This window comes from Streptomyces sp. NPDC088745 (genome assembly GCF_044751045.1).
In the GTDB taxonomy this organism is placed as follows: domain Bacteria; phylum Actinomycetota; class Actinomycetes; order Streptomycetales; family Streptomycetaceae; genus Streptomyces; species Streptomyces cremeus.
The window spans coordinates 61,456-84,034 of record NZ_JBIVLB010000004.1 but is presented as its reverse complement, the minus strand read 5'-3'; the positions used below and the strand labels follow the sequence as shown (position 1 = coordinate 84,034).

General features: G+C 72.0%; 18 protein-coding genes. 5 read left to right on the top strand and 13 right to left on the bottom strand.

The window, feature by feature from the left end; translation table 11 throughout:
* The first annotated feature begins 13 nt into the window (after window positions 1-13).
* The gene (locus ACIP93_RS13265) at window positions 14-871 is read left to right on the top strand and encodes a BTAD domain-containing putative transcriptional regulator (protein ID WP_401758042.1); all 858 of its coding nucleotides are present in this window, start codon (window positions 14-16) and stop codon (window positions 869-871) included.
* A gap of 231 nt (window positions 872-1,102) precedes the next feature.
* On the opposite strand, the gene ACIP93_RS13260 is transcribed toward ACIP93_RS13265, so the two are convergent.
* Both ACIP93_RS13260 and ACIP93_RS13255 read right to left on the bottom strand, forming a co-directional pair.
* A complete protein-coding gene (locus tag ACIP93_RS13260; protein ID WP_345217364.1) occupies window positions 1,103-1,927 on the bottom strand; it encodes an SAM-dependent methyltransferase in 825 nt (274 codons plus the stop codon).
* Between the two features lie 245 nt (window positions 1,928-2,172).
* On the bottom strand, window positions 2,173-4,332 hold the full coding sequence (locus tag ACIP93_RS13255) for a RecQ family ATP-dependent DNA helicase (RefSeq protein WP_401758038.1): 2,160 nt from the start codon (window positions 4,330-4,332) through the stop codon (window positions 2,173-2,175).
* A 177-nt stretch (window positions 4,333-4,509) separates the two neighbouring features.
* On the opposite strand from ACIP93_RS13255, the gene ACIP93_RS13250 reads away from it, so the two are divergent.
* Window positions 4,510-4,713, top strand: a complete 204-nt coding sequence (locus tag ACIP93_RS13250; RefSeq protein ID WP_345219126.1) for a hypothetical protein — start codon at window positions 4,510-4,512, stop codon at window positions 4,711-4,713.
* A 216-nt stretch (window positions 4,714-4,929) separates the two neighbouring features.
* Window positions 4,930-5,559, top strand: a complete 630-nt coding sequence (locus ACIP93_RS13245) for a hypothetical protein (RefSeq protein ID WP_345217362.1) — start codon at window positions 4,930-4,932, stop codon at window positions 5,557-5,559.
* Between the two features lie 165 nt (window positions 5,560-5,724).
* Here ACIP93_RS13245 and ACIP93_RS13240 read toward each other — a convergent pair whose 3' ends face one another.
* From ACIP93_RS13240 to ACIP93_RS13215, 6 genes are all read right to left on the bottom strand, one after another.
* Window positions 5,725-6,333: a hypothetical protein gene (locus ACIP93_RS13240; RefSeq protein WP_345217361.1), complete on the bottom strand. Its 609-nt coding sequence runs from the start codon at window positions 6,331-6,333 to the stop codon at window positions 5,725-5,727.
* Between the two features lie 112 nt (window positions 6,334-6,445).
* Window positions 6,446-7,156 (bottom strand): ribonuclease HII, encoded by a 711-nt coding sequence (locus ACIP93_RS13235; RefSeq protein WP_401758035.1) that lies wholly within the window; start codon window positions 7,154-7,156, stop codon window positions 6,446-6,448.
* A 315-nt stretch (window positions 7,157-7,471) separates the two neighbouring features.
* On the bottom strand, window positions 7,472-9,205 hold the full coding sequence (locus ACIP93_RS13230; protein WP_401758032.1) for a DUF4153 domain-containing protein: 1,734 nt from the start codon (window positions 9,203-9,205) through the stop codon (window positions 7,472-7,474).
* Window positions 9,206-9,508: 303 nt separating this feature from the next.
* A complete protein-coding gene (locus ACIP93_RS13225; RefSeq protein WP_345217358.1) occupies window positions 9,509-10,417 on the bottom strand; it encodes an ADP-ribosylglycohydrolase family protein in 909 nt (302 codons plus the stop codon).
* Window positions 10,418-10,428: 11 nt separating this feature from the next.
* Window positions 10,429-11,088, bottom strand: coding sequence for a histidine phosphatase family protein (locus ACIP93_RS13220; RefSeq protein ID WP_345217357.1), 660 nt, complete (start codon window positions 11,086-11,088; stop codon window positions 10,429-10,431).
* A gap of 130 nt (window positions 11,089-11,218) precedes the next feature.
* The gene (locus tag ACIP93_RS13215; RefSeq protein WP_401758030.1) at window positions 11,219-11,824 is read right to left on the bottom strand and encodes a YdbC family protein; all 606 of its coding nucleotides are present in this window, start codon (window positions 11,822-11,824) and stop codon (window positions 11,219-11,221) included.
* A gap of 196 nt (window positions 11,825-12,020) precedes the next feature.
* Between ACIP93_RS13215 and ACIP93_RS13210 the strand changes: the two genes are divergently transcribed.
* Window positions 12,021-12,551: a TerD family protein gene (locus ACIP93_RS13210; RefSeq protein ID WP_345217355.1), complete on the top strand. Its 531-nt coding sequence runs from the start codon at window positions 12,021-12,023 to the stop codon at window positions 12,549-12,551.
* Window positions 12,552-12,683: 132 nt separating this feature from the next.
* On the opposite strand, the gene ACIP93_RS13205 is transcribed toward ACIP93_RS13210, so the two are convergent.
* Together ACIP93_RS13205 and nrdR are read right to left on the bottom strand one after the other, a co-directional pair.
* Complete coding sequence (locus ACIP93_RS13205; RefSeq protein ID WP_345217354.1) at window positions 12,684-15,575, bottom strand: vitamin B12-dependent ribonucleotide reductase; 2,892 nt, start codon at window positions 15,573-15,575, stop codon at window positions 12,684-12,686.
* A 166-nt stretch (window positions 15,576-15,741) separates the two neighbouring features.
* Window positions 15,742-16,254 carry a transcriptional regulator NrdR gene (nrdR, locus tag ACIP93_RS13200; protein ID WP_345217353.1) on the bottom strand — a complete coding sequence of 171 codons (513 nt, stop codon included), beginning with the start codon at window positions 16,252-16,254 and terminating at the stop codon, window positions 15,742-15,744.
* A gap of 614 nt (window positions 16,255-16,868) precedes the next feature.
* Between nrdR and lexA the strand changes: the two genes are divergently transcribed.
* Window positions 16,869-17,654, top strand: a complete 786-nt coding sequence (lexA, locus tag ACIP93_RS13195; protein ID WP_345217352.1) for a transcriptional repressor LexA — start codon at window positions 16,869-16,871, stop codon at window positions 17,652-17,654.
* A 91-nt stretch (window positions 17,655-17,745) separates the two neighbouring features.
* Here the strand turns inward: lexA and ACIP93_RS13190 are convergent, their stop codons facing one another.
* The 3 genes from ACIP93_RS13190 to ACIP93_RS13180 all read right to left on the bottom strand — a co-directional run bounded on the left by ACIP93_RS13190 (window position 17,746) and on the right by ACIP93_RS13180 (window position 22,534).
* Window positions 17,746-19,728, bottom strand: coding sequence for an ATP-dependent DNA helicase (locus tag ACIP93_RS13190; RefSeq protein WP_345217351.1), 1,983 nt, complete (start codon window positions 19,726-19,728; stop codon window positions 17,746-17,748).
* A gap of 73 nt (window positions 19,729-19,801) precedes the next feature.
* The gene (locus ACIP93_RS13185) at window positions 19,802-21,661 is read right to left on the bottom strand and encodes an IucA/IucC family protein (protein ID WP_401758818.1); all 1,860 of its coding nucleotides are present in this window, start codon (window positions 21,659-21,661) and stop codon (window positions 19,802-19,804) included.
* A gap of 141 nt (window positions 21,662-21,802) precedes the next feature.
* A complete protein-coding gene (locus ACIP93_RS13180; protein ID WP_401758026.1) occupies window positions 21,803-22,534 on the bottom strand; it encodes a GNAT family N-acetyltransferase in 732 nt (243 codons plus the stop codon).
* Window positions 22,535-22,579 lie beyond the last annotated feature (45 nt).

The window sequence follows — 22,579 nt, the reverse complement described above, 5'->3', positions numbered from 1 at the left end:
GCGGTGGATTCCGATGAAGACCTCGTACGCGTCGGCCCCCGTGAGCGGCAGCCTCCGGCCCGCTTTCTCCTTCGACCTGCTGGGTCCGCTGGTCGTCCGCAGCTACGGCATGGCCCTCGACGTCGGCCCGCCCAAACGGCGCGTCCTGCTGATCCGGCTCCTGCTGGAACAGGGACAGGCCGTACCGCTGGACGTGCTCTGCGAGGACCTCTGGACGACCCGGCCTCCCCGCGGTGCGGTCTCCTCGGTGCACGCGCACATCAGCCGGTTGCGCGACGTGCTCGAACCCGAGCGCGACCGGGCCCGGCGCGGCCACGGCGGCGTCCTGGTGCGGGAATCCCTGGGCTACGCCCTGCGGGTGCCGGGCGAGACCCAGGACGCCGTGCGCTTCGAGCAGGCGCTGAGCCGGGCCCGCCGCCTGCTCGACCAGCGGCGCACCGGACAGGCGCGCCAGGAACTCGACGCGGCGCTGGCCCTCTGGCGGGGAACCGCGCTGGCAGACGCGGTGAACCACCCCTTCGCCGCCCATGTGAGCACGCGGCTGGAGGAGGCCCGGCTGATGGCCTGGGAGCTGCGCGTGACGATCCTGGTACGGGAGGGGAACCTGGAGGAAGCGGTCCTGGCCGCCGAGGAACTGATCACTCGCAATCCGCTGCGCGAGGTCACCTGGGAACTGCTCATCCAGGCCCTCTACCTGTCGGGACGCCCGGCCGAGGCCCTTCAGCGCTTCGCCCGGCTGCGCGGCCTGCTGTCGGAGGAACTGGGCATGGACCCGGGCCGTCGGCTGAGCCGGCTCCAGACGGCGATCCTGCGCCAGGACGACACCTGGCTCCGGAACCTGGGCAGCCGGACCCCGGCGCACGTCGACTGAGGGGCTTCGTGCGCCGGGAGTACGCCGGGTGCCCGCGCCACAGCCGTCCGCGCGGCCCGGCGGCCGTGGCGCGTGGCCGTGGGCCTCGCGTGCCGGCGTACTGCTTCGTCGGCCCGCCGCCGGGGGCCCATGAGGCCCTGAGCGCGGGCGCGGAACGCCGCCCGGCGGTCCCGCCGCTCCGGTGCCGGGGCCCTCGTCCCGCCCGGCCCGCGCCGTACCAGCGAGGAGTCGCTACGGCTTGCGGCCCACGCCGCCGTAGGCGTCCACGGTGGGCGACGCGCCGGACGCGGACGCGGGGTCGGGCCGCCACCGCGTGACCTCCACGACGCCCGGTTCGAGGAGGTCCAGCCCGTCGAAGAAGCTCGTGATCTCCTCGACGGCGCGCACGTGGTAGGGCACCGCCCCGCTCCTGTTGTACGCCTCCGACGCCGCGATCATGCCCGCACTGGTGGACGTGCTGTCGCTGATCACGAGGTGGCTGCCGGACGGCAGGCCCGCCATCAGCCGGGACACCAGCGTGCGCGCCTGGTCGGGGTCGGCGACGTGGCCCAGGGTGTTGAGGATGACGAGGGCGACCGGCCGGGAGAGGTCCAGCGTCGCTCCCGCGACCCGGAGGATGGCCTCCGGTTCGTACAGGTCGGCGTCGATGTAGGCCGTCTCTCCCTGCGGGGTGCTCGTGAGCAGAGCGCGGGCGTGGGCGAGGACGAGGGGGTCGTTGTCGACGTACACGATCTTCGAATCCGGCGCGGTGCGCTGAGCGACCTCGTGCGTGTTGTCGGCGGTCGGCAGGCCGGTGCCGATGTCGAGGAACTGCCGGATGCCCTGCTCGGCGGCCAGGTGGCGGACCGTACGGCCCAGGAACTGGCGGCTCGTGCGCGCCACGTCGGCCAGACCGGGGAAGATGTCCCTGATGTGGTCGCCGAGTTCGCGGTCCACCTCGTAGTTGTCCTTGCCGCCCACGAAGTAGTTCCAGAAGCGTGCGGAGTGCGGTGTGGCCGTATCGATCCGCTCGTTCAGTTCGGCGGCCGAGACAACTGCGGGCTTACGGTCGGACACGGGGCGCCTCCTGCGGGGCGTTCTCGGATGATCGATCCCAACCTAGACGCACACCTGAACGGAACACACACCGCCTCCGTCCCAACTCCGCCCTCGTCGGCAGACGTTGGCCGGGAGCCGCCGGGAGGCGGGTCGCGGACGTGGCGATGCCCGCCTCGGGACACATCGCGCCCACGAGGGTTGCGAGCAAGAAGGCAGAAGCCGACGCCCCCTCCGCAACAGCGGCTTCGAAACCCCCGTAGCGGCTATCCGGCGAGCGCCAGGACGAGCGGTAGTACTTGGTCTGCGCCGGCCTGGCGGAGGAGGCGTGCGCCCACCGCGAGGGTCCAGCCGGAGTCGGTGTAGTCATCGACGAGCAGGACCGGGCCCGGAGTCGCGGCCAAGGCGGTGGCGAGTTCGTCGGGCACGGTGAACGAGTCTGCCAGTGCGCGTAGCCGTTGGGCGGAGTTGCTGCGGTGTGCGGTGTGTTCGTCGGCGTGTGGGGTGTGGGCGAGGCTGCCCAGGAGGGGGAGCCGGCCGACCCCGGCCACTCCCTCGGCCAGGGAGCCGACCAGCTGGGGGCGTGTGCGGGACGGCATGGCGACGACGCCGACGGGCCGGGCCACCGCGTCAGGAGTGCCGCTGGCCCAGCCGCCCGGTGAACGGGCCCAGTCCGCCAGCACCTTCACCACGGCGTTCAGCACGTCGTCCGGCACCGGCCCGTCCGTTGCCTGCGCCGACAGGAGTGGGCGCAGCCGGTTGCCCCAGCCGATGTCGGACAGCCTCCCCAACGCCCGTCCGGTCACCGCCTGCTGACCCTCGGGGAGGCGGCCCTTGAGGTCCATGCCGACCGCGGCGAGGCCGGTCGGCCACATCTTGCGGGGCTCGACCTCGACGCCCGGCCGGTCCAGCTCGCCGGTCGCCGCCGCGAGAGCCCCGGACGACACAGCGGGATCCAGCCAGGGGCCGGCGCAGTTGTCGCAGCGACCGCACGGAACCGCCTTCTCGTCATCGAGCTGCCGCTGCAGGAACTCCATGCGGCAGCCGGTGGTCGCCACGTAGTCCCGCATGGCCTGCTGCTCCGCGGCCCGCTGCTTCGCGACCCAGGCGTACCGCTCCGCGTCGTACGTCCACGGCCGCCCTGTGGCGGTCCAGCCGCCCTTCACCCGCTTGACCGCCCCGTCCACGTCCAGCACCTTCAGCATCGACTCCAGACGCGAACGCCGAAGATCCACCAACGGCTCCAGCGCCGGCAGCGACAACGGACGCCCTGCGTCCTCCAGCACATCCAGAGTGCGCCGCACCTGCTCCTCGGGCGGGAAACCCACCGAAGCGAAGTACGCCCAGATCGCCTCGTCCTCCCGTCCCGGCAGCAGCAAGACATCCGCATGGTCCACACCACGCCCCGCGCGCCCCACCTGCTGGTAATAGGCGATCGGAGACGAAGGGGACCCCAAATGCACCACGAAGCCCAGGTCCGGCTTGTCAAAACCCATTCCCAGCGCGGACGTGGCGACCAGGGCCTTGACCCGGTTCGCCAGCAGGTCCTCCTCCGCCTGCAACCGGTCAGCGTTCTCCGTCTTCCCCGTATAGGAAGCCACCGCGTATCCGCACTGCCGCAGGAACGCCGCAACCTCTTCCGCCGCCGCCACCGTCAGCGTGTAAACGATCCCCGAACCCTGCAGATCCCCAAGCCGCTCCCCCAGCCACGCGAGCCGGTGCGCCGCGTTCGGCAACTCCAGCACCCCCAGGCGCAGACTTTCCCGGTCCAGCGGCCCCCGCAACACCAACGCGTCCTTGCCGCCGGTTCCCAACTGCTCCGCCACATCCGCAGTCACCCGTGCGTTGGCGGTGGCCGTCGTGGCCAACACGGGAACTCCCTCCGGAAGCTCCGCCAGCATGGTGCGCAGCCGCCGGTAGTCAGGCCGGAAGTCATGCCCCCAGTCGGAGATGCAGTGCGCCTCGTCGACCACCAGAAGCCCGGTCGTCGCCGCGAGCTTCGGCAGCACCTGATCACGAAAATCCACGGAATTGAGACGCTCCGGACTCACGAGGAGAACGTCGGTCTCCCCGCGCTCCACCTCACCGTAGATCGTCTCCCACTCCTCCGGATTGGCCGAGTTGATCGTGCGCGCCTGAATCCCCGCGCGCGCCGCTGCCTCGACCTGGTTGCGCATCAACGCCAACAGCGGCGAAATGATCACCGTCGGGCCGGCACCACGCCGCCGCAGCAGAGCAGTGGCCACGAAATAGACCGCCGACTTTCCCCACCCGGTGCGCTGCACCACCAGCGCCCGACGGCGCTCTTCGACCAGGGCGGCCACGGCCTGCCACTGGTCCTCCCGCAGCCGCGCAGACCCCGCGGGGGCACCGACCAGCTCAGCGAGGACGGTATCGGCTTCAGTGCGCAGTTCCAGGGTGTTCATGCCCCCATGCAACCCGATGGCACTGACAATCGACGACTCCGCCTCGTGTCACCACCCGCTCACAAGCAGTCCCCAGGCCCACATCAACCGAGGACGGACGAGACCGGCCCTCCTGCCACGACCACCCCGAACAGCACATTTACGCAGGTCAGGGCTCCACATCCGCCTGGAATCCGAATGTACTCCCCGTGCCGCAGCCCCGAGCGCCTGAACAGTCCCGATCTCCGGGACCACGTGCTGTCCGGGCTGTCCGCCGCCACCGGTCTCCTCGTGGTCGACGCCGCCACCGGCACCGGGTGGACGCTGGCCGTGGCGGCGCGGATGCTGCGCCGGTCCGGAGCCGAGGGGGTGTTTCCGCTGGTCCTCGCCGTTCAGGGGTGACCGAGGAGTCGGGAGCGGCCGTACTGGGCAGGGATATCAGTGTCATATCCATAGAATCCGGTCGGCCGCCCCAATTGCTCGTTGCCGCATTCCCTCGCGCCAGGAAGAATTGGAAGCGCTCCCGCACGGCTTCGATGTGGTCCGCAAGGGCCGTGCCGTGGTGCGCCCCCACCCGCCCTTGCCCGCAGTCGTGGGCGCGTACGCGAAGGGAGGACCGTGACCTTCGGATTCGCTCCGTCCCCGAGTTCGCTCAGCCCGTCGTCCGCCGATCCGCCCGGTCGCCTGGGCCGCACGCTGGAGCCGGCCGAGTGGGCCTCGGCGGGAATTCCCCTGCTGCGCAATCCCCGTGAGGTCGTGAGCGGCCTGCACGCCCGCCACCTCCCCGAACCCTCCACCGCCGTCGTGGCCGTGCTGGACACGGAGGAACGCCTCATCGCCAGCGCCTCGTTCGCCCGCCGCCCCGCCCCGGCGGACGGCTGGGAACTGCGCAACGCGCTGCTCGCCCACCTGCGCCGGATCGTCCCGCACGACCTGCGCCGTCGCACCCCGGTCCGTACGGCCGTGCTGCTCTACTGCCGTGACGGCGACCAGCGGTGGACGGAGGAGGACGGGGCCTGGATGTGGGGGCTGCGGGACGCCTGCACGCTGCACGGGCTGCGCTGCGGGGCGTACATCACGCTGACCCGCGGCGGCTGGCAGGTGCTGGGCGAGGGACGCGGCGGCCGACGGCCGTACGCGGGGTCCCGGCCCTCGGGGCTGGCGGAGGCGCTGGCCGAGTCCGACCCGGCGCCGGTGAGCACCGGTGGCGGGGCGGCAGCGGCCCTGGGCCGGGCCGCGGCCCGCTGAGCGTCACGCCGCACGACGGAAAGGTCCCGCCCGGCCGCGTACGGGGCAGGACTTCCCGTACACAGCCGACGCGGGACCACACCACGTGCCGGCGCAGGACCACGCGCCGGAACGGGATCGCGTACCGGCACGGAATCACGTACCGGTCCGCGACCCTCGCACCCGTCAGACCCCCGCGCCCAGCGCGGAGTTGACGCGCTGCGGGTCGCCGCAGACGATCAGCAGCGTGTCCGCGCGCTCGCGGGCCACCGCCAGCACGGGGCCGAGATCGTCGCCGGACGCGTCGTTGACGGCCACGACGACCACCGGACGCCGGGCGGCCCGTTCGGCCGCCTTGGCGTCGGCGTAGAAGACGTCGTCCCGGGCGTCGTGCTGCGCCCAGTAGGACGCCTCACCGAAGGACAACTCGTGGGCCGCCCAGGGGTGTTGGTCACCGGTGGTGAGCACCAGCACGTCACCCGGCGCGCGGCCGGAGTCGAGCAGCAGGTCCACCGCCTCCTCCGCGGCGTCGAGCGCGCCGTTCGCGGGGGCCGGGATCAGCTGGATCTGGGTTGCGGCGTCGGCCCGCGGAGCGGCGGGCCGGGCCGGGGGCCGGGGGGTGTGCGTCCGCTGCGCCGGGGGGCCGGGGCGGACGGCGGGACCGGGGCGCGGCACCGCCGCGGGACGCGGGCCGGGTACGGGGCGAGGGGTCGGCGCGGTACGGCTGACAGCCGGGGTGACGCGAGGACCCTGGGCGCTCTCGTGAATCTGGGACTCCTGGTGGATGAGAGGCATGAGTGGGACATCTTTCAAACGCCGGTGCGACAAGGCGTCGGCGGATAGCGCATCAGTGCGACGCGCGGGGCGGGCGGCGGCTGACGGCTGCCTGCCCGGCGGCGCAGGCAATTCAGAAGTCGAAGCCGAGTTGGCCCCCGCTTTCCAGTGCTGCGGCCTCTGCCGAGGGCCGGTGCTTCTTGAGGTGCCGCCACTGCGGGAGTCCGTCGAGATAGGACCAGGAGAGGCGGTGGTGTGCGGTCGGTCCGTGTTCGGCCAGGGCCGCCTGGTGCACGGGCGAGGGATAGCCCGCGTTGGCGGCGAAGGCGTACGGCGCGCAGCCGTCGGCCGACGATTCCAGCTCGGCCATCATGGCGTCGCGGCTGACCTTGGCGATCACGGAGGCCGCCGCCACCGCGATGCAGGACTGGTCGCCCTTGATCACCGTACGAACCTTCCAGGGAGCCCCGAGGTAGTCGTGTTTCCCGTCGAGGATGACCGCATCGGGCCGTACCGGCAAGGCATTTAGCGCACGTTCGGCGGCGAGCCGCAGGGCTGCCGTCATGCCGAGGGCGTCGATCTCCTCGGGCGTCGAGTGGCCGAGGCCGTAGGCGGTCACCCAGTCCTGGAGCACCGGCAGGAGCTCGTCACGGCGTTTGGCGGTGAGGAGTTTGGAGTCAGTGAGCCCGGCGGGCGGACGGCGCAGGCCGGTGACGGCGGCGCAGACGGTGACCGGTCCGGCCCACGCTCCGCGCCCGACCTCGTCGACTCCGGCGACGGTCCTGGCACCGGTGGTGGCGCGCAGCGAGCGCTCGACGGTGTGTGTGGGTGGTTCGTACGGCATGGCGCCAGCCAGAGTACGCCGCCGGGCCCCGGCCGCGACACCCCGGCCTCCCCCTCCACGGAACCCCGGGCCGCCGCACCCGCGGCAGACACGGCCCGCCCGCCCGTCACACCACGGCCGGCCCCCTCGCACGACACCCCGGGCCGCCGCACCCGCGACGCCGCGGCCGGCCCGCCCTCGACGCGCCGGCCGCTTCACCCGCGGCCTCCCCGGCCCGGCGCACCCCGGTCCGGCGCACACGGCGGAGAGGGGACACCCCCGTCGGCACACCGGCCCACGCCTTCCCGATTCGCTGACGCACACTTCCCGGCAGCGTCAGCGGTAGCCGTCGCCGCTGTCGCCCGACGGCAGGTCGCGGCACTCGGCGGCCCGTTCGTCGATCGGGCGCCGCTTCAGCAGGTCGAGCGCGCGCTGCTCGCCGCGGCTGGTGGCGTACCAGGGGTCGTCCTCGTCCAGCCCCTTCCTGATCGCGTCCAGCGCGCAGCTGCGCAGGGGTTCGGGCAGCGCGTCCAGGGCCGGCACGGCATCCGCCGACAGGTCCTGGAGGTACTCGACGTCGATGGTCCGGTGCTTCTCGTACCGGGCGACGTTCCGCTCCGCGACCAGCGCGTCCGGCGAGGCGAGACCGAAGGCGAGCACCGCCGCCCCCGCGCTCGCCGCCACCGCGCGGGGCAGCCAGCGCGCCCCGAAGACACCGGCGGCCATGATCAGGACGAGCACCACGCCGAGCCACAGCTCCATCGCGGCCACCGAGACGCGCAGGCGGGTGAGCCCGTAGGCGTCGACGTACATGTTCATCCGGCTCAGCGCGGACGCGACGACCACCAGCGTCAGCAGGCACAGCGCACCGAGCACGGAACGCACCAGCAGGTGATCGCGCGCACCGCCGCGCGGGGCCCACCGCTTCGCGAAGGCAATCACGACGATCGTCAGCAGGGTGGCCCAGAGGAGCTGCCAGAAGCCCTGTCGGGCGTACTCGGCGCGGGACTGGTCCATCACGGCTTCGTAGCCCCGCAGGAGCACCGCGAGCTGCACCCCGTTGAAGGCGGCGAACAGCAGGTTGAGCACGATCAGCGGAAGAGCCCATTCCAGACGCTTGCGGGCCCGTCCGGGCCTGATCGTGGCCTTGTCCCACTGATGCGGCGCGGCAGCCGTGCGGGCGGCGGCGAGCGCGCCGACCAGCCCGAGGAGGAAGAGCAGGAACCGCCACGGCCCGTCGCCGACGGAGGCCTCCGGCACCAGCTTGCCGAGGAGTTCGGCGAAGGCGGCGTCGGCGCTGACGAACAGGGCCCCGAAGACCACCAGCAGGCCGACGGCGATCGCCGCGGTGCGGAGCACGGGCGCCCAGCGGTCCCGGGAGCCGTTCGCCCGCTCGCGCATCCCCCGCCAGCCCCAGCGCACGCCCGGGACCAGCGAGCCGACGATGCTGACGGAGCCGATCAGCACCCCGGCCCAGGAGCGGCTGCCGTGCAGCGCCAGCGAGCCGAGCGCGAGCGCGGAGAGGACCGCCAGGAAGGTCGGCCAGCCCGCGTCCCGCAGCGCGGGCACCGCGAGGAGCGCCAGTCCGCCGAGCCCCCACACCAGCGTCCAGGGACGCGGCCTGCGCCCGGCGGCCTGCGCGGCGAAGTACGCGGCGAGGGCCGCGGGCACGGCGACGACCAGGAGGTTCAGGCCGAGCCCGGCACCGAGGAACAGGGCGCTCAGCAGCCCGGTGGCCAGCACCGCCCACAGGGAGGCGGTCCGTATCCGGGCCGGGGGCGCGGGGCGCACTCCCGCACGCCACGCGGGCGGCTCGGCGGCCTTCCTCTGCCGCTGCTGCTCCCAGTGCTGGTGCGCCTGCCACTGCTGCCACTGCTGGTACTGCCGCAGTGGGAGAGCGGACTGCTGCTGCGCTGCGGCGGGGGCCGGCGGTTGCGCGGCGGCGATCGGCGGCTGCCCATGTCCCGGAGCGACGGGAGGCTGTGGTACGGCGTCCTGCGGACCGGCGTCGGGTTCCGTGCCCGCGCGGGCGCGCGACGCGGCGGCCTCCCCCTCGGGCGGCGCGGGCACTGCGGACGGCGACGGTGCTGCGGACGGTGACGGTATCGACGGTTGTGCGTCGTCAGGCACGGGACCCCCTCCCGACCGGCTGCGTTCCGCGTCGCGCAGTACGCGAGGAACCGCACCCGGTGTCTCTGTGAGCGCGCGCCGGTGATGATCAACGCGGCGGCGTGGCCGTCAGCGTAGCCCGGGGCCCGCACGCCGGCTCCGGCGGCCGCACGGACCCGGACGAAACCGTGACAGGGCCCGGCCGCGCGGAAGGGGCCGCGCCGGCACAGCCCCGCGCGACCCCGCCCCGTACGGGACGAACGCTCAGACGGCCCGCGCCGCCAGCCACCGCGGCAGTGCCTCGGTCCGCTCCAGCCACTGGCGCGGCGGAGCACCGGCGGCGGCGCCCGCGAGCACCCCGCCGACGATGGCGCAGTTCGTGTCGACGTCGCCGCCGACCTGCGCGGTCCGCCAGAAGGCGCCCTCGAAGTCGCCCAGCCCCTTCGCCGCGGCCCACAGCGCGAACGGCACGGTGTCGTGCGCGCTGGTGCGCCTGCCGCAGCCCAGGACCGCCGCGACGGTGCTCGCGTCGTCGTAGTCGAGCATGTCGCGCGCCCTGCGCAGCCCCGCCCCGACGGCGCTGCGCGGGACGAGCCCGATCACCCCGTCGAGCAGGGCCTCCGGCGTCGGCGGTCCGGCCGCACCGGCCGCGAAGGCGGCAGCGGCGGCGACCGCCATGGCGCCCATGACCGCTTCCCGGTGCTGGTGGGTGACGTACGCGGAGATCTCGGCCTGATGGGTGGCCTGCTCCGGGTCGTCGGCGTACCAGGCGCCCAGCGGCGCGATCCGCATCGCGGCGCCGTTGCCCCAGGAGCCGCGCCCGTCGAACAGCGCGGCGGCCAGCTCCCGCCAGTCGCCGCCCTCGCGGACCAGCCGCAGCATGCGGTTGACCGCGGGCCCGTAGCCGCGGTCGAAGTCGTGGTGGTCGGCGAAGGAGCGCGCGAGGGCGTCCTGGTCGATCCGTCCGTGCCCGGCGAGCACGGCCACCACGGAGGCGGCCATCTCGGTGTCGTCGGTCCACTGCCACGGTCCTTCGGGCAGCTCCCGGCGCTTGAGCAGGGGGTAGTGGGCGGGTACGAAGAACTGGGAGCCCAGTGCGTCTCCCACGGACAGCCCGCGCAGGCTGTCGAGCGCGCGCGTGAGGCGCGGGCCGGAATCGGAGTCAGCGGTCATCGCTGTGCACTCTAACCGGTGGCACCGTACGACTCCGGGGTGCACCAGTGCTCGAACGGCCGGTCCAGGACGTACCTTCCGTCGTCGCCCAGCTCCAGCACCCGCATCTCGGCGTTGTCCGGATTGGACAACGACTCGAATTCGGCGACCGACCAGTGGAACCAGCGCATGCAGAACAGCCGCATGGTCAGGCCGTGCGTGACGATCAGGACGTTCTCGGGGTGGTCCTCGGCCTCGAAGCTGCGGTAGAGGCTCTCCAGGAAGGCGCCGACCCGGTCGTAGACGTCGGCTCCGGACTCCCCCTGGGCGAAGCGGTAGAAGAAGTGCCCGTAGGCGTCCCGGTAGGCCTTCTGGAGGCGTACGTCGTCGCGGTCCTGCCAATTTCCCCAGTCCTGCTCGCGCAGCCTCGGCTCCTCGCGCACCCGCACCCGCGCGGGGTCGAGGTCGAAGGCGCGGAAGGTCTCGTGGGTGCGCCGGTAGGGCGAGACGTACGCGCTGATCCGCTCGTCGCCGAAGAGCGCGCGCAGCCGCTCACCCGCCGTGCGGGCCTGCTGCCAGCCGGTGTCGGTGAGTCGCAGGGCGTGGTCGGGTTCGCGCTCGTAGACGGTGTCGTCGGCGTTGCCCTCGGACTCGCCGTGCCGGACGAGGACGATGCGTCGCGGTCGTGCCATGCCGAAACCCTAGTTCGAAGGCGCGGGCCGGGCTCGACCGGGCTGCCCCAGCGCCCCCATCCGGCGTACGGGACCCGCCGCGGAACGGTCGCACCGGCCTTGACCGCACCGCCCGGTCGCACCGGCCCGGTCACACCGTCCAGTACGGGTCCAGGTCCACCACGTCGCCCGTCAGGGCCGCCACGTCCGCCTCGGTCTGCGCCTGGAGCGACAGCCGCTCCACCCGGTCCGCCCGGTACTTGCCGCGTTCGGCGGCCCGCTGCCACATCGACAGCACCAGGAACTCGTTGCCGGGGGCCTCCCCGAACACCCCGCGCAGCATGCCGGGCGAGCCCGCCATCGCCGGGTTCCACACCTTGCGCTGCATCAGCGCGAAGTGTTCGACCCGGTCCTCCCGCACCGTGCAGTGCGCGACGCGCACCACGTCGGCGTCGGTGAAGTGCGGCTCGAAGCCCGTCTTCACGTCGAAGCGGTACTCGAACAGCTTGACCTGACTGTCCTTGTACGTTCCCGACTGTCCGGCGGCGAGCCGCTCGTGCGAGCGGGCCATGAAGGAGTCGTAGAAGGCACGGCTCTCCCAGAAGGCGAAGACGTGGGCCACCCCGTCCCGCCCTCTGCTCCAGCCGCCGCCCTGCCCCCGGAAACCGGGTTCGCCGAGCAGCCCCGCCCATTTCCGCTGCCCCTGTTCGAACCCTCGACGGTCCACGGCAGTGCAGCGAATCCACTTGACCAGCACCGCGCCATCGTACGGCCAGGAGGGTGGCGGAGGTCACCCCGCGACAGGGCGCGCTCGCCAACTGGGCCTCCCCGTTGGCCTGTTCCTTTCCCCCCTGTTCCGTCAGCCCCCATGTGCGCCGCGCCCAGGCCGACTTGTCGCGCCCGGTGCACCCTGTGAGGATCGGCGGACGACTGGAAGCGAGAGGGACAACACCGTGAGCAGCTTCAACAAGGGCATCCGGAAGGCCGAGGTCACCCTCAAGTGGGACCCCAGCCCGCGCGGCGCGCCCGCCGCCGACCTCGACATCGTCGCCGCCGTGTACCGGGCGGACGACCCGTACGACAACCCGGTGTACCTGGTGCACTTCGGCAGCCGCTCCCCCGACGGGACGATCACCCTGCACCGGGACAGCAAGACGGGTCAGGGGTTCGGCACGGACGAACAGATGACGATCGAGCTGGAGCGCCTGTCGCAGGAGTACGGACGGGTGGTGCTCGGAGTGGCGATCCAACAGCGCGAGGGCCGCTTGGAGTTCGGTGACATACAGGGCACCTCGATGCGGGTGGCCGAGGGCTACACCGAGCTCCTGAGCAGCGAGTTCGGCACTGTCGCGCGAGCCACGTCGGCCACTGTCGCGGAGTTCGTGCGCGAGGCCGACGGGACGTGGGACATGCATGAGACGGTGCGCGGCTTCGACGCCGAACCGGAGGAGTTCACCGGGCTGATGGGCGTACGGCAGCGCTGACCCGCGGGACCCGCGGACGGGTGCCGGTGTGCCGCGCACCGGCACCGGCGTGCGCGCACGGCAGTGGGCGGCGGCTCCTCACGGAGTCGCCGCCCACTGCCGTGTCACCCCTTCACCGGGGCGTCAGCCGTATCAGCTGCAACCGCTGGTCGAGCCGCAGCCCTCGCAGATGTAGCAGGAGCCGGCGCGCTGCATCTTCGTACCGCAGGAGAAGCACAGCGGGGCGTCGGCGTTGATGCCGAGCTGCATCTCGACCAGTTCGGCCGAGGTGTGCGGGGCGTTCTGCTTCGGGGCCGGAGCCGGGGCCTCCACCTTGGGGGCGACGGCGACCGAAGCCAGCGGGGCGGACTGCGAAAGCCCCTCCACCTCGAGCTCCTGCTCCTCCAGCGTCGGCTCGTACGAACCGGTGTCGAGGTGGCGCTGACGCTCCTCGGCGGAGTGGATGCCGAGCGCGGAACGCGTCTCGAAGGGCAGGAAGTCCAGCGCCAGGCGGCGGAAGATGTAGTCGACGATCGACTGCGCCATCCGCACGTCCGGGTCGTCCGTCATGCCGGCCGGCTCGAAGCGCATGTTGACGAACTTCGAGACGTACGTCTCCAGCGGCACGCCGTACTGGAGGCCGACGGAGACCGCGATGGAGAAGGCGTCCATCATGCCCGCGAGGGTCGAGCCCTGCTTGGACATCTTCAGGAAGACCTCGCCGAGACCGTCATCCGGGTAGGAGTTCGCGGTCATGTAGCCCTCGGCGCCGCCCACGGTGAACGAGGTGGTGATGCCCGGGCGGCCCTTGGGGAGGCGCTTGCGGACGGGGCGGTACTCGATGACCTTCTCGACGGCCGTGCGGATGGTGTCCTCGGCCTTGGCCGTGACGGCCTCCTTCTCCTTCTCCTTGGTCTTGGCGGAGAGGGGCTGGCCGACCTTGCAGTTGTCGCGGTAGATGGCGAGCGCCTTGACGCCCATCTTCCACGCCTCGAAGTAGACCTCCTCGACGTCCTCGACGGTGGCCGTCTCGGGGAGGTTGACCGTCTTGGACAGGGCGCCGGAGATCCAGGGCTGGATGGCGGCCATCATGCGGACGTGGCCCATCGCGGAGATGGAGCGCTCGCCCATGGCGCAGTCGAAGACCTCGTAGTGCTCGGTCTTCAGGCCCGGGGCGTCGATCACGTTGCCGTTCTCGGCGATGTGGGCGACGATCGCCTCGATCTGCTCCTCCTGGTAGCCCAGGCGGCGCAGGGCCTGCGGGACGGTGCCGTTGACGATCTGCATCGAGCCGCCGCCGACGAGCTTCTTGAACTTCACCAGCGCGAGGTCGGGCTCGAGACCGGTGGTGTCGCAGGACATCGCGAGACCGATGGTGCCGGTGGGGGCGATGACCGAGGCCTGCGAGTTGCGGAAGCCGTTCTTCGCGCCGAGGCGCAGGACGTCCTGCCAGGCCTCCGTGGCGGCGGCCCAGATCGGGTTGTCCAGGTCGTCGACGTGCACGGCCGCGGCGTTGGCGTCGGCGTGCTGCTTCATGACGGCCTGGTGCGGCTGCGCATTGCGGGCGTAGCCGTCGTACGGGCCGACGACCGCGGCCAGCTCGGCGCTGCGCTTGTACGAGGTGCCGGTCATCAGCGAGGTGATGGCGCCGGCGAGGGCGCGGCCGCCGTCGGAGTCGTAGGCGTGGCCGGTCGCCATGAGCAGGGCGCCCAGGTTGGCGTAGCCGATGCCCAGCTGACGGAAGGCGCGGGTGTTCTCGCCGATCTTCTCGGTGGGGAAGTCCGCGAAGCAGATGGAGATGTCCATCGCGGTGATGACCAGCTCGACGACCTTGGCGAAGCGCTCGGACTCGAAGGACTGGTTGCCCTTGCCGTCGTCCTTGAGGAACTTCATCAGGTTCAGGGAGGCGAGGTTGCACGAGGTGTTGTCCAGGTGCATGTACTCGCTGCACGGGTTCGAGCCGTTGATGCGGCCGGACTCCGGGCAGGTGTGCCACTTGTTGATGGTGTCGTCGTACTGGATGCCCGGGTCGGCGCAGGCCCAGGCGGCCTCGGCCATCTTGCGGAAGAGGGACTTGGCCTCGACCTCTTCGATGACGTCGCCGGTCATGCGGGCGCGCAGGCCGAACTTGCCGCCGGACTCGACGGCCTTCATGAACTCGTCGTTCACCCGGACCGAGTTGTTGGCGTTCTGGTACTGGACGGACGTGATGTCGTCGCCGCCCAGGTCCATGTCGAAGCCCGCGTCGCGCAGGGCGCGGATCTTCTCCTCCTCCTTCACCTTGGTCTCGATGAAGTTCTCGATGTCGGGGTGGTCGACGTCGAGGATGACCATCTTGGCCGCGCGGCGGGTGGCGCCGCCGGACTTGATGGTTCCGGCGGAGGCGTCGGCGCCGCGCATGAAGGAGACCGGGCCGGAGGCGTTGCCGCCGGAGGACAGGAGCTCCTTGGAGGAGCGGATGCGGGAGAGGTTCAGGCCGGCTCCGGAGCCGCCCTTGAAGATCATTCCCTCTTCCTTGTACCAGTCGAGGATCGACTCCATGGAGTCGTCGACGGCCAGGATGAAGCAGGCGGAGACCTGCTGCGGCTGCGGGGTGCCGACGTTGAACCAGACCGGGCTGTTGAAGCTGAAGATCTGGTGCAGGAGGGCGTACGCCAGCTCGTGCTCGAAGATCTCGGCGTCCGCCGGGGAGGCGAAGTAGCCGTAGTCCTCGCCGGCCTTGCGGTACGTCTTGACGATCCGGTCGATGAGCTGCTTGAGACCGGTCTCGCGCTGCGGGGTGCCGACCGCGCCGCGGAAGTACTTGCTGGTGACGATGTTGACCGCGTTCACCGACCAGAAGTCGGGGAACTCGACGCCACGCTGCTCGAAGTTGACCGAGCCGTCGCGCCAGTTGGTCATGACGACGTCGCGATGCTCCCAGACCACCTCGTCGTACGGGTGCACGCCCGGCGTGGTGTGGATGCGCTCGATACGCAGACCCTTGCCGCCCTTGGAACCCTTGCTGCGGGAACCTCGTGCCGGGCCGCTCGTCGTCTCGGTCATGCCGCCTCCCATATCGGGCTAAAACGCCCAGAAGTGCCCAGTTCTTCCCGGGGCACGGTGTGTGTCGTGGCGTCCCGGCCGTCGCAACGGCGTCCGGGACAGGTCGTGAAGTTCTTGGAGCGCCGGCTCCTCGGCTCGTCGTCGAGAGGCGCCGGCGGGGGCCGAGCTAGTCGGCGGCCGCCGCGGGCACGGGAACCGGCGGATTTCCGTCCGGTCCGGCCTGCTGGGCGGAAGTCTGCTGGTCACGGAGTTCCGTGATGGCGGTCTCGAAGTCCTCCAGCGAGTCGAACGCCCGGTAGACGGACGCGAAGCGCAGGTAGGCGACGACGTCGAGCTCCTGCAGCGGGCCGAGGATGGCCAGACCCACGTCGTGGGTGGTCAGCTCGGCGCTGCCGGTGGACCGGACCGCCTCTTCGACCCGCTGGCCCAGCTTGGCGAGGGCGTCCTCGGTGACCGGACGGCCCTGGCAGGCCTTGCGTACACCGGAGATGACCTTCGTACGGCTGAAGGGCTCGGTCACACCGCTGCGCTTGACCACCATCAGCGAGGCCGTCTCCACCGTGGTGAAACGGCGGGAGCAGTCGGGGCACTGACGGCGCCTGCGGATCGACGTCCCGTCGTCCGTGGTGCGACTGTCGACCACTCGACTGTCGGGGTGCCTGCAGAAGGGGCAGTGCATGGTTCCAAGGCCTCCTTCGCGGCACGTCTGAAGAGCTTCGGCAGGTCGCGTGGCGGACCCTGGAAGCAGCTCCCAGCATAGTCGATTCCGAGCCACAGAAGGACCACGGACCACAACTGGTGGGCAGCCGGAACGATCCAACCACTAGATGTGGGGTTTCGGCGACTCTTCGCCCCTATGCGCGTGTCGCACCGCAAAGCCGCGGAAAACCGGGGGGAAGACACCCACGAGCCGTCGAACCGGGGAAGCCGGCGGGAAGCCGGGAGCCCGACCGCCCACGAGAGTACGGGACGCGCCGCGCCCGACGGGATCCCCCTCCCCCGGACGGCTCAGCGGAGAGCCGCGGGACACCCGGCGGCGCCTCGCGGCGCGGTGTTCGACCGGACGGGACCCGACGGAGAAGGCTACCGCAATGAGCCGAATTGCCGTTCGGCCGAAGGGCGCGAACCTGTGACCCTCCCCCCGTAGATCACTGCGGAACGCTCGTTCCATACACCCATCCGTACGAATAGGGCAGTCATTCTGCGGTTTTTCACTCGAACGTGTGTTTGGCGCAACCTTTCGAAAGCTACTACCGTTGTCCGGTCAGGGAGACCATTCGAGAGGGGCCGACCATGACCACCACCGCGGACAGCGCAACGATCGCCGCCCAGGACCGCTCCCAGGGCCGACTTGAGCCGGTGCATGCCATGAACGACGCGACCACGAACGCCGAGGGCGGCAAGCCCACCCGCTCGCTGCCCGGCCGACCTCCGGGCATCAGGGCGGACAGCTCGGGCCTCACGGACCGGCAGCGACGGGTGATCGAGGTGATCCGGGACTCGGTGCAGCGCCGGGGCTACCCGCCGTCCATGCGCGAGATCGGGCAGGCGGTGGGGCTCTCCAGCACGTCCTCCGTCGCCCACCAGCTCATGGCTCTCGAACGGAAGGGCTTCCTGCGCCGCGACCCGCACCGTCCCCGCGCCTACGAGGTGCGCGGCTCCGACCAGCCGAGCACCCAGCCCACCGACACGGCCGGAAAGCCCGCCGCCTCGTACGTGCCGCTGGTCGGCCGGATCGCGGCGGGCGGTCCGATCCTCGCCGAGGAGTCGGTCGAGGACGTCTTCCCGCTCCCCCGCCAGTTGGTGGGCGACGGCGAGCTCTTCGTCCTCAAGGTCGTCGGCGACTCCATGGTCGAGGCCGCGATCTGTGACGGCGACTGGGTGACCGTGCGCCGCCAGCCGGTCGCGGAGAACGGCGACATCGTGGCCGCGATGCTGGACGGCGAGGCGACGGTGAAGCGCTTCAAGCGCGAGGACAACCACATCTGGCTGCTTCCGCACAACGCCGCGTACCAGCCGATCCCCGGCGACGACGCGACCATTCTGGGCAAGGTCGTCGCAGTGCTGCGGCGTGTCTGACGCCCGCCGCGGTGATGTGAGAGGGCCCCGGGACCACTGAGGTGGACGCGCCGGGGCCCTCTCACGTCAGGAGCGGGTGCCCCGGCCCTGCTCAGGCGCCCTCGGCCTTCGCCGCCGCGTCGATCGCGGCCAGCGACCGGCGCACCTGGTTGCGGTCCACGGTGTACCAGAAGTCCGGCATCGACGCCTTGAGGTAGCTGCCGTACCGGGCGGTGGCCAGGCGCTGGTCCAGGACCGCCACGACGCCCTTGTCGCCCGTGGCCCGGACGAGCCGGCCCGCGCCCTGCGCCATGAGCAGCGCCGCATGGGTCGCGGCGACCGCCATGAAGCCGTTGCCGCCGTTGTCCTCGACCGCCTTCTGGCGGGCGCTCATCAGCGGATCGTCGGGGCGCGGGAACGGGATCTTGTCCATCACCACGAGCTGACAGCTCGGCCCGGGCACGTCCACGCCCTGCCACAGCGACAGCGTGCCGAACAGGCAGGTCCGCGGGTCCGCGGCGAACCCCTTGATCAGCTCGCCGAGGGTGTCCTCGCCCTGGAGCAGAATCGGCAGGTCGAGCCGCTCGCGCAGCGCCTCCGCAGCCGTCTGGGCGGCCTTCATCGAGGAGAAGAGGCCGAGCGTGCGCCCGCCCGCCGCCTCGATCAGCTCGGCCAGTTCGTCGAGCATGTCCTCGCGCCCGGAGTCCCGGGTGGGACGGGCCAGGTGCTTGGCGACGTACAGGATGCCCTGCTTGGGGTAGTCGAAGGGCGAGCCCACGTCGAGGCCCTTCCACTCCGGGAAGTCCTCGCCGTGCCGGCCCTCGGGGGCCAGGCCCAGGGAGGCGCCGACGCCGTTGAAGTCGCCGCCCAGCTTGAGGGTGGCGGAGGTGAGGATCACCGAGCGCTCGGTGAAGAGCTTCTCGCGCAGCAGCCCGGACACGGAGAGCGGCGCGACGCGCAGCGAGGCGGTCCCGTAGCGCTCGTTGCGCTCGAACCAGACCACGTCGTACTCGGAGCCGTTCGCGATGCGCTCCGCGACCCCGTGGATGTTCTCGACCATGGCGAGGGCCTGCTTGCGGACGGCGTCCTCGTCGGTGACGGACCGGTCCTTGGTGGAGCCGAGCGCCGAGATCACCGTGCGGGCGGCGTCGCGCAGCGCCATCAGCGCGTATCCCAGGTCCTCCGGGATCTCCTCCAGGCGGCCGGGCAGGGCCAGCTCCATGACCCGCTCGAAGCTGTCGGAGGCGGTCAGCAGGGCGTCCGCCGCCTTCTCGTTGACGATCTTCGAGGCGCGCTTGACGGCCCGGGTGACCTGGGACGGGGTCAGCTCGCCGGTGGCGACGCCGGTGACCCGGGAGACCAGTTCGTGCGCCTCGTCGACGATCAGCACCTCGTGCTGCGGCAGGACCGGAGCGCCCTCGATGGCGTCGATGGCGAGCAGGGCGTGGTTGGTGACGACGACGTCCGCGAGCTTGGACCGCTCGCGGGCGGCCTCGGCGAAGCACTCTGCGCCGTACGCGCACTTGCTGGCGCCCAGGCACTCGCGGGAGGAGACGGAGACCTGGCCCCACGCCTTGTCGGAGACGCCCGGGGTGAGATCGTCGCGGTCGCCCGTCTCGGTCTCGTCGGCCCAGTCCCGCATGCGCAGCAGGTCCTTGCCGAGCTTGCTGCTGGGCCCGGAGGACTCGTAGCTCTCGATCGGGTTGAAGAGGCCGTCCTCCTCGTCCTGCGGGGCGCCCTCGTGCAGGCGGTGCAGGCAGAGGTAGTTCGACCGGCCCTTGAGCATGGCGAACTGCGGGGTGCGGCGCAGCAGCGGCTTGAGCGCCTCCACGGTGCGCGGCAGGTCCCGCTCCACGAGCTGGCGCTGGAGGGCCAGCGTGGCCGTGGCGACCACGACGCGCTCGCCGTGCGCGAGGGCCGGCACCAGATAGCCCAGGGACTTTCCGGTGCCGGTGCCCGCCTGGACGAGCAGGTGGGAGTTGTCGTCGACCGCGTCGGCGACGGCCTGGGCCATGGTGACCTGGCCTGGCCGTTCCACGCCGCCGACGGAGGCGACGGCGGCGTGGAGGAGCTCGGGGAGTGAGGGCTTCGTCATAGCCCGACCACCCTACGACGCGGCACTGACAACGACGGTCACAGCCGGTTTCCGGCCGCTGCCCGCGAGGCCGTCACGGCCGGTGCAGCGGGTTGGGCACGGTGCCGTGCACGGTGGCGTGCGGGCGGTGCGGGCGGTCGCGGTAGCCGTCGGTGTGCAGCCGGTTGCGGTTGAGGCAGAGCCGCTCCAGCCGGGGCGCGAGCAGGTCGAACATCTCGAAGCGTTCCTTGAGTTCCGGGAAGCGCGCCTGGTACTTCAGGATCTCGGCCCGTACGAGTGACCAGAACTCGGCCTCGGGCACGCCCAGTTGTTCCTCGCACAGCGGCGCGAGGTACCGGTACACACCGATGAAGAGACCGGACTGGATGAACTGCGGCAGGAAGGCGGCCGGTTCGGTGAGCAGGGTGGCGCGGACCTCGTCGGGCATGGTGTCGCGTTCCGGCAGCGGTTCCTCGCTGACGTTGACGTCGTCGACGAAGTCCTTGATGGCGAGCCGGACCGGCACGTCGTGCGCGTCGTGGACGACGATGGCGTTCTCGCCGTGCGGGGAGAACACCGTGCCGTACCGGTAGAGGAAGTGCAGCAGCGGCGGCAGGGTCGCCGCGAACAGGTGGCGCAGCCAGCTCTCGGCGGAGAGCCCGGAGCGGTCGACGAGCTCGGCGACGAACGCCCGCCCCTCGGGGTCGGTGTGCAGCAGCGCGGCCAGGGTGCGGGCCCGCTCACCGGGGTCGAGGCGGCCTTCGAGGGGTTCGCGCCAGATCGCGCCGAGGAGTTCCTTGTACTGGTACGGGGCCTCCGGCAGGTGGTCGTACACGGGGTGTTCGACGGCGACGGAGGCGACTTCGCCGAGCAGCACGACCCGGCACTCCTCCTTGAGGTACGCGTCCGTGTCGTACAGCCCCTGCATCCACGCGGTGACGGCGGGCGCGGCGACGGTGCGTTCGGTGGGCAGGCCGCGCCAGACGAGGGTGTTGAGGACCGACAGCGGCAGCTTGACGGTGTGCCGCTCGGGACGGCTGACGTTGAGGAAGGTGCGGATGGACTGCTGCGGCAGTCTGAGGTCGCCGTCGGCGGGCAGCGGGACGATCTCGCCCCGGGCCACGGCCGGTGCGAAGAGCGGCAGGATCGCCTCGTCCCACTGCCAGGGGTGCACGGGCAGCCAGAGGTACCCCGCCGGGTCCAGGCCCCTGTCGCGCAGCGCGGCGGCGAAACGCGCACGGGTGGCGGCGTCGAGCTCCTGGTCGTACAGCCGTTCGGGATCGGCGAGCGGGGGGATGCCCTGGTAGCGGGCGAGGGCGGTGCTGACGGCGATCCACGGGAGCCTGACCGGGGTGCGGCCCTCCGGGGCCCAGGCGTCGGCGTCCTCGGCGGAGAAGCCGACGCGGCCCTTGTTGAGGACGAGCCAGGGGTGGCCGGTCTGGTGGCCCTCCAGTTCGGCGTAGGAGAGCTCGGCGAGGCGGGCGGAGCTGACGGCCGTGTGGTCGAGGCGGGCGTCGGCGGCGAGCGTGGCGGTCAGCTCGCGGACCAGGTGGCCGAGGGTGGCGCCGTCGAGGCCGAGCAGACGGCGGGCGAGCACCAGGAAGCGCACGGGGTCGTGGAAGGGGCGGCGCTCGGGGTGGTCGTGGTCCTGGAGCTCGATGGAGTCCTGGTCGACGCGCCAGCCGCCGTAGGAACCGCGGCGGGCGCGGAAGGAAAGTATCTCGCCGTTGTCGAGGCGGAGCGTGTGGGGTGTCGCCCCGGCGGCCGGCGCCGCCGCGTCCGGGACCGGGCCGGGGGCCGGGACCGGTTCGATGATCTCCTCGTACGCGAATTCCGCGAGCGTCTTGGCGAGCAGCCGGCCCGCCGCGCGCTCCCAGAGGGCTCCGGTCAGTTCGGGCGGGGCGAACAGGGCCGGTGCCGCGGGAGCAGCGGCTCGGGGGCCGGGCGCGGATATGGTCTGCGCCGGGACGGGGACGGGCGTCGGGACGGGCTTCGGCACGGTGACTCCTCGGGGTGGGAGCGATGCGGGACGGGTGGTGCGGCGAAAGCGTCGGGCCGGCAGGCGGCCGGGACGGCGGGGCCGCCGCGGACGGGGTTACGTCTGTGCTGGGTGGGCGCGGTCACGGATCATGAGCGCGGCCCTCTTGTCGGGGAGGTCGACCTCCCCGGCGAGCCGGAAACCCGCGCGGAGGAAGGCCCGGACGGACGCGGTGTTGCGCACGTCGGGTTCGGCGACGACGCGCGAGCACGCCGGGCGGTGGTCCAGGACGAGATCGGCGACGGCCCGCAGGAGCGCGGTGCCCAGGCCCCGCCCGCGGTCCGCCGCGTCGCCGAGGAGCAGGTGGACGCCGGTGTCGTGCGGGCGGGCGGGGTAGTGGCGGGCCAGCGGGTCGAGGTCGGCCCGGTAGATCTCCCAGTAGCTCATCGGGACCCCGTCGAGGACCCCCAGGCAGGGCACGCTGCGTCCGTCACCCTCCCGTTGGGGGCGCAGGTGGGCGGCGGTGGTCTCTTCGGGCCCGGCGAGTTCCCAGAAGGCGGCGACGGCGGGGTCGTTCATCCACCGGGTGAGGAGCGGCAGGTCGGAATCCGGCCGCACGGGGCGCAGCCGGAACGTGCCCACGGGGGTGGCGGCCGCCGGCCAGTCCGCGACGGAGTCCAGGAGGTCGCCCTCCCCGGCCGGCCCGGAGCGGGCCACGAACCCGTCGGGCAGCCGGAGTTCCAGGGTGTCCTCGGTGTCCGGCCCCGCCGGGGGGCCGGCGCCGGCCCGGGAGGTGCTGCGGGGGACCGGGTCGGCTCCGACGTCGGTGCTCGCATCGGTGGTGGGCACGGCGGCGCGCTCCTCTCAGCGGGCCGAAGGGGGGCGGTCCCGCGG